The sequence below is a fragment of the Corynebacterium sp. HMSC064E08 genome (genome assembly GCF_001811805.1).
Classification (GTDB): Bacteria; Actinomycetota; Actinomycetes; order Mycobacteriales; family Mycobacteriaceae; genus Corynebacterium; species Corynebacterium jeikeium_D.
Map to the genome: position 1 here is coordinate 89,833 of NZ_KV806698.1, position 13,548 is coordinate 103,380.

11 protein-coding genes, 1 tRNA gene and 1 pseudogene are annotated in these 13,548 nt (G+C 57.4%); 5 read left to right on the forward strand and 8 right to left on the reverse strand.

What is annotated here, in order from left to right:
• The first annotated feature begins 79 nt into the window (after positions 1-79).
• Both HMPREF2820_RS03625 and HMPREF2820_RS03630 read left to right on the forward strand, forming a co-directional pair.
• Positions 80-3,067 (forward strand): UPF0182 family protein, encoded by a 2,988-nt coding sequence (locus tag HMPREF2820_RS03625; protein ID WP_070602816.1) that lies wholly within the window; start codon positions 80-82, stop codon positions 3,065-3,067.
• Between the two features lie 184 nt (positions 3,068-3,251).
• Positions 3,252-3,325 (forward strand) — tRNA-Met (locus HMPREF2820_RS03630).
• Between the two features lie 553 nt (positions 3,326-3,878).
• Here HMPREF2820_RS03630 and HMPREF2820_RS03635 read toward each other — a convergent pair.
• The 3 genes and pseudogenes from HMPREF2820_RS03635 to HMPREF2820_RS03645 all read right to left on the reverse strand — a co-directional run.
• A pseudogene (locus HMPREF2820_RS03635) lies at positions 3,879-4,220 on the reverse strand (sodium:glutamate symporter); the annotation flags it as partial.
• 34 nt (positions 4,221-4,254) lie between these two features.
• A complete protein-coding gene (locus HMPREF2820_RS03640) occupies positions 4,255-5,328 on the reverse strand; it encodes a trypsin-like serine protease (RefSeq protein ID WP_070602818.1) in 1,074 nt (357 codons plus the stop codon).
• A 2-nt stretch (positions 5,329-5,330) separates the two neighbouring features.
• A complete protein-coding gene (locus tag HMPREF2820_RS03645) occupies positions 5,331-6,287 on the reverse strand; it encodes a DUF418 domain-containing protein (protein ID WP_016423242.1) in 957 nt (318 codons plus the stop codon).
• A gap of 211 nt (positions 6,288-6,498) precedes the next feature.
• Here HMPREF2820_RS03645 and HMPREF2820_RS03650 point away from each other — a divergent pair, with 211 nt between their 5' ends.
• Complete coding sequence (locus HMPREF2820_RS03650) at positions 6,499-7,005, forward strand: hypothetical protein (RefSeq protein ID WP_048733884.1); 507 nt, start codon at positions 6,499-6,501, stop codon at positions 7,003-7,005.
• Here HMPREF2820_RS03650 and HMPREF2820_RS03655 read toward each other — a convergent pair.
• Positions 7,002-7,430 carry an arsenate-mycothiol transferase ArsC gene (locus HMPREF2820_RS03655; RefSeq protein ID WP_048733886.1) on the reverse strand — a complete coding sequence of 143 codons (429 nt, stop codon included), beginning with the start codon at positions 7,428-7,430 and terminating at the stop codon, positions 7,002-7,004. The genes HMPREF2820_RS03650 and HMPREF2820_RS03655 overlap by 4 nt on opposite strands.
• Before the next feature lie 15 nt (positions 7,431-7,445).
• Complete coding sequence (gene arsB / locus HMPREF2820_RS03660; protein ID WP_070602820.1) at positions 7,446-8,513, reverse strand: ACR3 family arsenite efflux transporter; 1,068 nt, start codon at positions 8,511-8,513, stop codon at positions 7,446-7,448.
• Positions 8,514-8,584: 71 nt separating this feature from the next.
• Here arsB and HMPREF2820_RS03665 point away from each other — a divergent pair, with 71 nt between their 5' ends.
• A complete protein-coding gene (locus tag HMPREF2820_RS03665; RefSeq protein WP_070437520.1) occupies positions 8,585-8,923 on the forward strand; it encodes an ArsR/SmtB family transcription factor in 339 nt (112 codons plus the stop codon).
• 42 nt (positions 8,924-8,965) lie between these two features.
• Here the strand turns inward: HMPREF2820_RS03665 and hisN are convergent, their stop codons facing one another.
• On the reverse strand, positions 8,966-9,766 hold the full coding sequence (hisN, locus tag HMPREF2820_RS03670; RefSeq protein ID WP_070602822.1) for a histidinol-phosphatase: 801 nt from the start codon (positions 9,764-9,766) through the stop codon (positions 8,966-8,968).
• 10 nt (positions 9,767-9,776) lie between these two features.
• Positions 9,777-10,637, reverse strand: a complete 861-nt coding sequence (locus HMPREF2820_RS03675; protein ID WP_070602824.1) for an inositol monophosphatase family protein — start codon at positions 10,635-10,637, stop codon at positions 9,777-9,779.
• Positions 10,638-10,684: 47 nt separating this feature from the next.
• Here HMPREF2820_RS03675 and prfB point away from each other — a divergent pair, with 47 nt between their 5' ends.
• Complete coding sequence (prfB, locus tag HMPREF2820_RS03680) at positions 10,685-11,803, forward strand: peptide chain release factor 2 (RefSeq protein ID WP_049189559.1); 1,119 nt, start codon at positions 10,685-10,687, stop codon at positions 11,801-11,803.
• Here the strand turns inward: prfB and HMPREF2820_RS03685 are convergent.
• The gene (locus HMPREF2820_RS03685; RefSeq protein WP_246822199.1) at positions 11,800-13,182 is read right to left on the reverse strand and encodes an HNH endonuclease signature motif containing protein; all 1,383 of its coding nucleotides are present in this window, start codon (positions 13,180-13,182) and stop codon (positions 11,800-11,802) included. The genes prfB and HMPREF2820_RS03685 overlap by 4 nt on opposite strands.
• Between the last annotated feature and the right edge of the window lie 366 nt (positions 13,183-13,548).

Sequence of the window (13,548 nt, forward strand, 5' to 3'; positions counted from 1 at the left end):
TTAGAGTAGATGACAGATAAGCGTACGACCGACTTACCAGCTCGCTGGCAAGTCAAGCTCAACTCGAACAGGAGAGACGTTGTCTCTAAACCAGACTCGACCGAGACGATCGGCGGGTGGCCGACCGGGGGGGCTGGCAATTACCGTGTTGGTGATTGCCGCGCTGACCTTTGTTATTCCAATCGCCGTCAATTTTTATACGGACTTTCAGTGGTTCGGTGAAGTGGGCTATCGAGGGGTATTCGCCACCACGTGGCTCACTCGTATTGTCCTGTTTATCACCGTAGGCCTAATAACGGGTGCACTGACATTTCTATCTATGTGGCTGGCGTGGCGCTCGCGTCCCGTCGACCTCGGGCTGACGGATCCACGCAGCCCGCAGGCAGTGTACCGACGGATGGCTGAATCTGGTTCGAAGTCGATGTTCACCACGCTGCCCGTTGTATTCGGCGTACTCGGTGGCCTTGTGGGGCAGGGCAATTGGCAGACGGTGCAGCTGTTCTTAAACCGGCAGTCCTTCGGTGAGACTGACCCGCAGTACGGCAAGGACTTGGGCTTCTATGCATTCCAGTTGCCGCTGTGGTCGTACATCGTTTCGACGCTGGTTGTCCTGGTAGTTATTGCGTTCCTGCTGTCGCTGGTGACACATTACTTCCTTGGTGGCATCCGCCCAGGTAACCCGACTACAGGGGAGAAGACCCGCGTTTCCAATGCGGCTCGTGCGCAGTTGGCGTGCTGGGCCGGTGTTTTCATGCTGCTCAAGGCTGTGTCTTACTGGCTGGACCGCTATGAGCTGCTGAATAACAAGCAGAAGACCTTCACCGGTGGTTCCTACACCGATATCAATGCGCTGCTGCCGGCGAAGATTACGCTGCTGGTCATCGCAATCGTCGTGGCCGCTGCATTCTTCGCGGCCATTTTCCTGCGCAATCTTTCTATTCCGGCGTTTGCCACCGTGCTGATGTTGGTTTCCGCCGGTCTGATTGGCGTGGCCTGGCCGATGGCAGTTGAGCAGTTCTCGGTGAACCCGAACCGCGCTTCCAAGGAACGCGAATACATTGCGCGCAATATTGAATCGACGCGCTACCACTACGGGCTTACCGACGACAAGGTGAAGGTCGAGCGCGACTGGGGCGTTCCGGCTGAAAAGGAAGGCGATAAGGAAGCCGCGAAGGAAGGTGCGGACTCGATTTCCCGCGATGCCGCTACTCTGGCCAATATCCGAATCCTGGATCCGGAAGTGCTGCCACGTACCTTCACGCAGCAGCGTCAGCTGAAGAACTTCTATGGTTTCTCCGATCCGCTTGCCATTGACCGCTACCAGATCGATGGCGCGTCCCGTGACTTCATCGTCGCTGCTCGTGAACTGAACCCGCAGACGCTGCAGGGTAACCAGACTGACTGGATTAACCGTCACACGGTCTATACCCACGGCAATGGTTTCGTTGCTGCGCCGGCTAATAAGGTCGACGAGGTTGCTTCCGAGTCCGGTTCCGCCCGCGGCGGTTACCCGCTGTATACCGTGGCTGACCTGTTCGAGTCCGAGGACCCGAACGGCATGAACCTGAACCTGAAGCAGCCGCGTATCTACTACGGCCCGGTTATCGCCAACAGCGATGCCGACTATGCGATTGTTGGCGGTAACGGTGACGGCAAGGACTATGAGTACGATGCCGACGGCCGTAACTTCACCTACGACGGTGAGGGCGGTGTTGGCGTTGGCGGACTTGCCAGCCGCATGATTTTTGCCACCCGTTACCAGGAGCTGAACATCCTGCTGTCCGACCGCATTGGGCCGGACTCCAAGATCATCTACAACCGCGATCCGCGTGACCGTGTTCAGAAGGTCGCCCCGTGGCTGACTACTGACACCAAGACCTACCCGGCTGTAGTCGATGGCCGTATGAAGTGGATTGTCGACGGCTACACCACGCTGGCCAAGATGCCGTACTCCCAGCGCATGAGCCTCCAGGAAACCACGCAGGACTCCATTAACCCGGATGGCACTCCACGCCCGCTGCCGAACAGTGAGGTCAGCTACATCCGCAACTCGGTCAAAGCGACCGTCGATGCCTACGATGGCACTGTTGAGCTCTACGAGTTCGATGAGAAGGATCCGGTGCTCAAGGCCTGGGAGGGTGTCTTCCCGGATGTGGTGAAGCCAAAATCGGAGATTTCCGAGGAGCTGCAGCAGCACCTGCGCTACCCGGAGGACTTGTTTAAGGTTCAGCGTGAGCTGATGGCTAAGTACCACGTCAGCGATCCGGGCGTGTTCTTCGCCAATGACTCCTTCTGGTCCGTCCCGTCCGATCCGACCGCGCCGGAAGAGCAGAACCTCTCCCAGCCGCCGTACTACGTTGTCGCTTCCGATCCGAAGACCGGAAAGCCGAGCTTCCAGCTGATTTCCGCCTTCCGCGGTCTGGAGCGCGAGTTCCTCGCCGCCCAGATGAGCGCTTCCTCCGATCCGGAGACGTACGGTCAGATCACCATCCGTGCCCTGCCGACCAACACCCAGACTATGGGTCCACGGCAGGCGCAGGACACGATGATGTCCGCAGATGAGGTCGCCCAGGACCGTACTCTGCTCGAGGGCACGAACGTGGTCACCAACGGTAACCTGCTGACGCTGCCGGTCGGCGATGGCGAGATTCTCTACGTCGAACCGGTCTACACCCAGCGCAAGGGCCAGGAGACCGCATTCCCGAAGCTGCTGCGTATTCTCGTCGCTTACCGCGGTCAGGTGGGCTACGGCGCCACGGTCACTGAGGCTCTGAGTCAGGTCGGTATCGATGCTTCCGCCGCGACCAAGGTCCGCGGTGAGGAAGAGACTGAGGAGCAGTCGGCGGATAAGGACAAGGATGCCGCCGACGCTGAGTCCGACGACGAGGCACCGAAGGAAGAGCGCAAGGTTGATGTCGCCGCGCGTGACGACGCCGCTCGCCGTATCTCCGACGCACTGCAAAAGCTTAACGACGCTCAGAAGAACGGTGACTACGCGGCACAGGGCCAGGCACTTGCCGAGCTCGACCGCGCTGCCGCTGACTACCAGAAGGCCAACGGCCAGTAAGACGTGCAACGAGTAGTTAACCGAGAATCATAGGTTTCTATGGTCCGAAGACTCCCTAGGTTGTAGCGAAATTGGCTATGACCTGGGGATTGGTCTTTGTTGGGAGCGTCGTGCTACAGTTACTTCTCGTTGGTCAGAGAGACCAGCGCCCGCTGTGAGTGCTTGTAAAAGCCGGGACAGTTGACGCGGGGTGGAGCAGCTCGGTAGCTCGCTGGGCTCATAACCCAGAGGTCGTAGGTTCGAATCCTGCCCCCGCCACTAAGAAGAGACCCCTACCGGTGCAACGCCGGTAGGGGTCTTCTTTATTCTGGGGCCAAATCACCGTTTTTCACCGTTTTTTTGGGGGGGGTAAGTCGTTGGGTAGCCGTTGGGTCTGACGAACTCGCGCACTGCACAACCGGGCATTAAAGGGGCGGCCATCAGAAATGCGGTGTGAGGCGCTGCTCGATTAGTCGGCCTGAAGGTACTTAGCTTGAGGGGGTGCTGGTTTGTTCCGGTCGATTCGCCTCAGCTCATGTACGCGCTGCTGGCTTTCAGTTTCACATATCGATGAGTTATTCACTTATGGCCATGCTGGAGCGCATCGATAGGTGAATCATGCATCGATAAGTGAGCGCAGCGCTAGAAAATAGCTGGCAGACGGGCCTGGTCAGTCCACTGTGGGGTCGCAACAGTAGAGGGCGGGAGAAAACTTTTCCTGTCCCCGCCCTCTATAAAGAACTCTACGAAGCCCTGGCTTTCGATTTCTTCAGCATGATCATCGGCAGAATCAACAGGACTAGCCCACCGATAAGCGCTACTCCACCGAATAGCCACACCAGTCCGGCGTGTTGAACAGTGGGGCAAAAATTATCACGCCGAGTAGCGCGAAGAATCCCCACTGCGCCAGGTACATGCCTACGGAATAGGACCACATCGTTCGCGCGCGCTGGCGCACCTTGGCATCGAAATCCATTGTGAATGGCAGGGCACCGAAGACTGCCGCGATGAGAATGGTCGCGTAGTCGCCGAAATGCTCGCTGAACTGGATTATTCCCAAAGCGTTGGGGCCTAGCAGCAAGCCGAGCAAGCCCGCAGTAATCGGTGCGGGGATGAGAAGCTTTTGGAACCAGGGGATGAACCGCCGCATCAAAAAACCACCTACCCAGTTCATTCTGGGAGGTGGTTTTGGTTGAGGTCAGACGGTTTTACTGTCGCCCATTCCTAATGCGCGACCAAGCCGCCGCGATAACCACGCCAGCGCATGCGATGGCGAGGTAGGCCCACACGTGATCACCGCTGGTCTGAATGGTCTTTGGCGGAGCAGGAGTGTTCTCCGCAGTCAGCACACTTTCTGTGTCACGGCCGGAGGTGATGTCATCGATCCAGTCAGCAGTGCCAGCGAGGGTAGTTATAGCCGCGCTGGGGGAGGGCAGGTCAGGGTCGCCATTGGAGGTTCCGGCGGTAGCGAGACCAGCGAGCTTTCCGTCGACGAAGAATGGGCCGCCGGAGTCGCCTCCCTGCATACCCGCGCCAGAAACGGAATGTGCGTCCAGGATGGCGCTTTGAATCATTGGCATCATGGCAGCGTCGGCTGGGATACTTTCTGTCCCTGCCGGGATCGACTCGGTTTTGGAGTCATCTGGCATGGCAGCTCCTGGCTGCATCTCCATTGATTCCATAGCGTCACCCGGAACAGCGCCGCCCGGAATAGCCTCACCCGGAACAGCTTCGCCTGGAGTAGCGTCACCCGGAACAGCACCACCAGGCGCAGCCTCACCTGGAGTTCCTTCAGTCGGCCCGCCGCCCAGCAGCTCATTGACGACCATCTTGGTCATCGGAAGCTGCCCGGATCGTGCCATGGACGAGCTGCTGCTCCAGCCGTAGAGAGTTCCCGTCTGTCCAGGTGTGGGGATATCGCGGGAGACCTTCGCCGGGGTTGCGTCGGTGACCTTTTCGGTCAGGTGAAGCAATCCCGCATCAGACATTGGAGAAAGCGCCCAAGAATCGGCATCGTAGACCTTTCCACCGATGCGGGCCTGGGTCCCTTCGTTGTTCACAGACTCCAGGCAGTGGCGTGCGGTGAGCACCCACTGGTCGGCAACCAGCGTGCCGGTGCAGTCACCGAAATTACCGATTTTGCCAATCTTTAGCGCGGCCACAGAACTGCTTTCAGCATTGGCGGGTGCGGGTTCGCCGTTTTCCAATGCAAGAGCTGGAGTCGCAGATAGAAGCAGGGTGCTGCTAACAATTGCTGCGATGGAAAAAGATGTTTTCTTCACGGTTATTTCCCTTTCCCAGAAGGAACAATGCCCTTGATTGCGGTGGCAACGAGTTTTTCGGCAGGGCCCTGTCCGACAAATTTCTTCCAGAGGCTAGCGATGACGAGGAAGAATACGATGAAACCTGCTGCAGACAACGTGGAATGCAATGCAACATTCTGCTGCCAATAAAACGCGGTGAGAACGTGCAGGATGTAGATCGTCAGCGACATTGTTCCCATAGCCGCGAATGGGTAAACCACAGCTGGGAAGCGATCGCCTACGAAAAGGCACAAGTGCAGCACAATGGCGGCAACTGCGACGGAGAGAATGATTTCTCCGAAGACGCCAGTGTGTCCGGTAAAACGGAGCCAGCCAGCAATCTCGGGATCAAATCGGAAGTACATGCCGACGGCCGTGATGACAGCACTGACAGCGGTGACAATCCAGCTCAACCGAGCATTAGCGCTGGTCTCGGAGGTGGAAGTGTCTTGCAGGCGACTGCGTAGGTAGACGTCGTAAAGCAGCATGCCGCCGATGAAATATGCGATCCACGCGAGTAGTGGATAGATCTGCGGCAGCGTCATAGGCGCGTACTTGATTGTGGCGGCGATGGTTGCGGCGATGAAGAAGCCGACTCGCCACCAGGTTCCGAGCGCTGGCATCCAGGAAACCAGCATCATGACCAGGCCCATGATGACGAGGACCACCTGAATTTCTCCACCCACCGGCAATAGCGCCAGGCCGATGAGAATGATCAGGGCACCGCGAGTGATCAGGCGCAAGAAGGTAGTGCTGCTGTAATTGCGGCCGATAATCATCATTGTGGCGCCGGCGATAATGGCGAACAGTGATGAGGGTAGGCCAGAGAGCACAACCTTTGTGCTCCAAAGTAGTGAGGCCATATGGACAATGATCATGCCGATGATGGCGAGTGAGCGCGCTATATCGAGCCCCACAATTCGGGTAGGTTTATTCACCCCGGATTTCTCCTTTACTACAACTTATAGGGAGGTGCTCTTTGGTAAAAAGCACTCTCTACAAACGGCGTATTGAAAACGACTTTCTAGTTGTAGCAACCGAACCTGACAATACATTAAGTGACTATGTGTAAATCATGGTGTTTCGTCTGTGTTTTTACTGGGAAACTAGCGCGCTCAAAAAGCTAAGAGGCAGGCGTAACCTGGTGGCATGACATCGATGCTGACGAGTTTCACCTGGGCAGAGGTGCCAGGCGTCTTCCTCGCGTACCTATTAATCATTGCCATCCCCACCGCTCTCGCATGGGTGGGTGCCGCATGGTTGGCCAAAAAATACGGCGAGCGTATCGCATTTGGGCACACGATTTTCGTCTTTGTCGCAGCATTCCTAATCTGCTTTTGTACGCTCGCGTGGACACTTGAGGGCGAATACGACTACTCGCCGTGGCAGGTTTTCTGCAGCGGCTTTGCGATGGTCATCCTCACTGCCTCTGCCATGATGCGCGTGCCCGCCCCAACTCTGAACCTGCTGCCCACCTGGTGGGCTGCCGTCGCCGGCTACGCCCTGTGCTGGAGCATCATTGCCGGCACCGACGACACCACCGGGCTCTGGGCAGTCGGCCTGATGTTCCTGCTCCTCGGTCTCATCGCAGGCGTCGGCGCAGTCGTGTGGCTTACGCTGGCGATAAGGCGGCTTTTGTTGGATTCTGCCGCTTAGGGATTCTTAGTGGAACGGAGTTCGACAGCTAACTCGTCGATACGGCGCTCGAGGTCATCGCGAATCAGGTCCATGCGTTCTTTTCCGTCGATGCCTCGTTTTGAGGGCTCGTCAGTAAGCCAACGCTCGAGTGAGCCTTGAGCGTCCGAGGGGAGCTCTACATGAGCGGCATCGCCGATGATGACAACACGATCTGCAGTCCGGAGAATCGTGGGGGCAATGGGCTTTGGTGATGCACTGTCCATAGAGGCGCCGATTTCTGCAACTGATTTGGCTGCAAGCGCATTGGTAGTAGTTTTGGGGTTCGTTCCTGCTGAAAGGGCGATGAACTGCGTGGCATATTTTGCACGCGCAATGGCCTCGGCCATCTGGGATTTACCGGCATTTGCCACGCAGATGAAAAGTACCTTCGGGATTTCCTTCATTTCAGAATCCTTTTTCTATAGTTTGTCCGGTACGGAAAGGTCATTAGGGAAAAGGCGCGGCCCGAGCCAGCGGGTGACGTAGACAAGTGCAACGAGTACGGGTACTTCAATAAGTGGTCCAATCGTTCCCGCAAGTGCTTGCTGGGACAATGGGCCGAAGGTGCCAATCGCAACCGCAATTGCCAACTCGAAGTTATTTCCGGCGGCCGTAAAGGCAATCGATGCGGAGGTTGCGTAGTTCATGCCCGCGGCCTTGGCCGAAGTGAGAGCGATCGCGAACATGGCGAGGAAGTAGATCACTAGTGGTAGTGCCACTTTCGCAACGGTCCAGGGATTCTCAAGAATCTGCTGTGACTGAAGCGCAAAGAGCAACACGATTGTGTATAGAAGGCCGGCAAGTGCCAATGGTGAGATTTTGGGCAAGTACTCATTTTCATACCAGTCGCGACCACGGGTGCGTTCACCAATTATGCGTGATGCTGCGCCAGCTAGAAGCGGAATACCGAGGAATACCACTACGGATAGTGCGATTGCCCAAAAAGAAAAGGTGGCGGAAGTGGTTTCCAGTCCCAACCAGGAGGGCAGAATCTGCAGGTAGAACCACCCCAGAGCGCCGAACATGAGAATTTGAAATAGCGAGTTTACGGCCACCAGTACGGCAGCGACTTCAGTATCGCCGCAAGATAGGTCGTTCCAGACCAAAACCATTGCAATGCAGCGGGCGAGACCGACGATAATCACGCCAGTGCGCAGTTCTGGACTATCGCTGAGGAATATCCAGGCAAGGATGAACATCAGTGCGGGGCCGAGAATCCAATTGAGGAAGACTGTGATGCCCATCAGCTTCCTTGATGTCAAAATTTCGCCCGTTTTGTCGTATCGAACCTTTGCGAGCGGTGGGTACATCATGACCAGCAAGCCGATGGCGATTGGTACGGAAATTGTCGCAATTTTTGCCTCTGCCAGCCAGTTCACAAATGATGGTGCAATTTTGCCCAGAATGAGGCCAATTGCCATTGCAGCTGCAATCCATAGCGGCAAGAAGCGATCTAGGAAGCTGAGTGACTTTGTAGTCTGTGTCATAGTTTCCGGTGTAATCAATATATCGATGATTGTCAATATATTTAGGGGGGGGGCGTGTAGCCTCAACAGGTATGGACGAAATCTCAGAATGCTGTGCACTTGGCGGTCGGCCTCTCGACACGGCGGAAGCGCAAGCTGCGGCAACGCTCTTCAAAGCGCTGGCGCAACCGGCGCGCCTGCAAATTTTGTCTCAGCTCGCTGCCGCTGGCTGTAGTCCGATGACCGTGGGTGAGCTGGCCGCTGTTTCTGGGCTTAGTCAGCCGACGGTGTCGCATCATTTAAAGACCATGGCGGATGCCGGGCTGCTAACTAGGTCTAAGAGTGGACGGGTGGTAACCCATGAGGTACGCCCTGAGGTATTTGCTGAGCTGCGACGTATCCTGGATATCGGTCACGCGGACGGGAGATAGTGAGCCGCTCGTCGCAAATTGCGATAGGTTGGAAAACCCTGTTTACCCGCCCAGGCGCTTGGCGACGGCGTCGTGAAGCAACCCATTCGTCGCAACTGCGTCCCCGCCGTGCGGCCCGTTGACACCCGCGAGGGAAGTGAAGCGGCCGCCAGCTTCCTCCACCAGGATCGCAAGCGCTGCCAGGTCCCACAGGGAAACCTCCGGCTCCGCGGCGACATCGACCGCACCCTCGGCTACCAGGCAGTAGGAGAAGAAGTCGCCATAGCCACGCAGTCGCCAGGCGTCATCGGTAAGCCCGATGAAGTTATCGCGTAGGTCGCGCTCAGCCCAGCCGGTGAGCGAAGAGTTGGAAATTGAGCAGTCCGCGATGTCTGCCACCTTCGAGACCTCAATGCGGCGCTCGGTGGCTTCCCGGCCATCGACGTGGGTGCGCTTGAATGCGCCGTCGCCCTCGGATGCCCACCAGCGACGGCCCAGTGCTGGGGCAGAGACTACGCCGACAACCGGCTTGCCGTCCTCCAGCAGGGCAATCAAGGTGGCCCAGACCGGGACATTGCGCACGAAGTTCTTAGTGCCGTCGATGGGGTCGATGACCCACTGGCGCCCCTCAAACACAGCTTCGCCACCGAATTCTTCGCCGAGAACTTCATCGCTCGGGCGCTTGTCCGACAGAATCTCGCGGAGCAGTTTTTCGCACGCGATATCGGCATCGGAGACCGGTGTCAGGTCGGGCTTGGACTCGACGATTAGATTGGCCGCCTCGAAGCGGGACATCGTGAGCTCGTCGGCTGCGTCGGCAAGCGAGAGTGCGAGGGCGAGATCTTCGGAGTAAGAGGTGGTCATGGCCGAAATTCTAGCGCAGAACCTCACGTAACTCTGCGACCTGGCCACTCGAGCCCGCGAGCTTCCAGCGCCCCACCGACGTGCATTCGCCGCCTGCGCCCGAGATAAGCGCATACCCAGGCAGCCAGTCCCAGGCTGCGACGTCGCGCTGGAACCACACGCCGATGCGGCCGTCGGCAACGCCTGCCATATCCACCGACGCTGAGCCCAGCATGCGCCAGGTAGCGCTGCGGGACACCGCATCCAGCCAGGACTTTGTAGCCGTGGCCTCGGATTCCTCGCTCGAGCTCACCACCGTGGTGTGGAGGTAGGTCGCTGCGCAGACTTCCGAGAGGGGGCGGTCAGTGACCCGGAGGTCATCAACAGTGCCATCGAGGTTGATACGAGTGGTCGGGAGATTGGGGCCACCAATCCAGCTCTCGCCCGTTGCCGGGCGGTGCACCGCGCCGAGGACGACCTCATCCGGATTGTTCGCATCGCCCATAACCAGCGCCAATGCGCTGCACCAGTAGTCCGAACCAGTGGTGAAGTTGTAGGTGCCATCGACAGGATCGATCACCCACGTGCGACCAGACTGGGACTCCTTCGCGGACCCTTCCTCGCCAAGAATGCCGTCCTCCGGGCGGAGCGCGGCCAAAGCCTCGACGACGAATTTCTCCGCTGCGCGGTCGGCCGCGGTGACGACGTCGGAAATCGATGTCTTGTACTCCGTGACCAGGCCTTCGTCGCGCATACGAGCGGCAATGGTAGCGGCACGCTTCACGATGGCAACCGCAACGCTGGTATCCGATGCCACAATCGACTCGGATACTTGGGAGAGAAAGAGTTCTAGGTCTTGGCTGGAATCTTGGCTGGCGGTGGATTCAGACATACGTCCTATTGTGCACCGAAACAGGCGGTATAGCTAAGGTAGTATCCGTGAACCCGGATCTGAATGCTGACCTCAAAGAACTCGACGCGACGCTGACCACCATTGAGAAGGTGGTCGATGTCGACGAGCTTTCCGACCGGATCAGGGAGTTGGAAGCCCAGGCCGCCGACCCGTCGCTGTGGGATGACCCCGACCACGCGCAGCAGGTCACCAGCGCACTATCGCAGGCGCAGGCGAAGAAGAAAAAGATCGACTCGCTGCGCGGGCGCCTCGACGATCTCTCTGTGATGTACGAACTCGCGGAAGAGGAGGGCGACCCCGACGCCGTCGAGATGGCCGATGCCGAACGCGCTGAGCTGCGTGCCGACATCGAATCCCTCGAGGTCACTACGATGCTTTCGGGGCCTTACGACGAGCGCGAGGCGGTCATCAACATCCGCTCCGGTGCCGGTGGCGTGGATGCCGCTGACTGGGCCGAGATGCTCATGCGCATGTACCTGCGCTGGGCCGACAAGCATGGGCATAAGGTCGAGGTTTACGACACGTCCTACGCTGAAGAGGCCGGCATCAAGTCCGCTACTTTCGTCGTCCATGGCGAGTACATGTACGGCACCCTCTCGGTCGAGCAGGGTGCGCACCGTCTGGTTCGTATTAGTCCTTTTGATAACCAAGGGCGCCGCCAGACTTCCTTCGCTGAGGTCGAGGTGCTGCCAGTTGTGGAGGAAACCGATCACATCGACATCCCCGAGTCAGATTTGCGTATCGACGTCTACCGCTCCTCCGGCCCAGGTGGGCAGTCGGTGAACACCACGGACTCCGCGGTCCGACTTACGCACGTCCCAACCGGCATCGTGGTGACCTGTCAGAACGAGAAGTCGCAGCACCAGAACAAGGCATCTGCGATGCGTGTTCTGCAGGCGAAGTTGCTGGAGAAGAAGCGCCAGGAAGAGCGCGCGGAGCTGGACGCTCTCGGCGCAGGCGGCAATGCCTCGTGGGGTAACCAGATGCGCTCCTATGTGCTGCACCCGTACCAGATGGTGAAGGATCTGCGTACCGAATACGAAGTCAACAACCCGCAGTCGGTCCTCGACGGTGACCTCGACGGTTTCATTGAGGCCGGTATTCGCTGGCGCATGGCTCAGCAGTCCGAAGGGGAGCAGCGCTAGAACGGCGGTTCGTCTTCGGGTGCTTCCGGTGTCTCGGGAGTTTCCGGTGCTTCCGGGGTGGTGGGCTCGTCGGCTTCTGATTTTCTCTCGTTTTTGTTCATTCCCAGTTCTTCGCGAGCCTGATTTGTCAGCTCCTGTGATTCGCGGAGGTTTTCCAACCTCTGCTCGTTGTACTCCTTGAGCGTCTGTGCTTTCTTTGTCTTGCGCAGATCGAAGGAGTAGCGACCGTGGCCGGAGAGCGGCCCTGATTCTGTGCTGATTAGGGCAGCTTTTTCAGCGCTCTGATCAGTGGCGGAGGTCCAGTACTCCACGCCGTCGATATCGCGCACGACATTCCAAAGACCGGCCGTTTTTAGATTGTGGTGGCGACGGCATAGGCAATGGAGGTTGGGCGTCTCGGTTTGGCCACCTTCGTCGGGATTCTCGTGGTTATACGGCTGAATGTGGTCGATGTCGCACTTCGTCGCATCGACATCGCATCCGGGAAAGCGACAGGTGCCGTCTCTACCTTGGATGTAAGTACGCTGTCGCTCTGTTGGCGAGTACTTTTCCGTTTTCTCGTCTGCTAGTAGCCGGATGCTAGTGACCCGATCGAGCCAGGATTCAGTGGCGATTTTGTTGATCCACCCCAGGCCACCGATCCAGGCTTCTTGGGGCTTGTCTTGGGTAAGCGGGCAGTACAGATTCAGTGTGGCGGTGACCTGAGCAGTCCCGTGCAGAAGGTGTGAAAAAGCCTCGACAAAGTCGCAGTCCTGATCAGCGGTGATTTCTTCCAAGACCTTCTGAAACTCAATTGCCCGCTCAGGCATCAGTTCCATGGTGACTTCAGTGAGGGTGTCCTTTAACTCGAACTTTATAGATTCGCCAGCTTTTTGTTCGATGCCTTTTTGAAACGAAGTGATCGGCGGGTCGTACTCATTCTTCGGGCGCAATAGCGGGCTGACTTCATCAATAAGTCGCTGAATATTCTGTTGAAGGCTCCGAACTCCGCGAAGAACTTCACCATTGACTCTCGGCGTGATCAGCTCAAGGAGATGGTCTTCGAAATATCTCACAGCCGAGGGGTCATCCAATGGGAGGATGGCCGTGGCAATGACCCGCATGTGGGGAAGCGGTAGCTGTGCGCGTTTGAGCAGAAGCTCTTTTAACCGCGGGAGTCGCTCTAGTTGCATTCCGACATCGATGTACTGGAGTGTTCTCCCACGTGACATGCCAAGAGCTGGAGCGATTTTGGCGATGTAATCTTCGACATCTTTTGTTGAAGAACAGGGAACACAAGCAAGGGCAAGCTTCAAGTCAGCTCGATTGCGGTCAATTCCAAGACGTGCTGGTGCTGTTTGAGAAATCTCATGGTGAAAGCGTGGCGCTGTTGCTTCCATCGCCGCAGTGTAAGTGCGTTTGCGTGGTATATGTTCCCCGCTGGCCATTGGTGAATCCCCCTGAAAGATAAGGCCTGGACGTTGAAATGTTGAAATAAGGAAGAGGTAGGGAAAGTATTTTCGACTAACTCTGAGTGTCAATTTTCCAAGCTTGAAGCAGCTCGGCTACGTTATTTGGTGTTTTCAATCCTCGCTTTTAATCTTTCATGGCTCATTTTAATCGAACAGGTAAGCGAAGTAAAGGGGCATTTAAAGATTTTTGGGGAAAATAGTTTCGAACATTGCTACGGCATGAGCTTTCGTGCGGTCGCACGCTCTGGGGGTTAGTGTTAACCGCTGCTCGTCCCCGCAATCCCGCCATCCCGG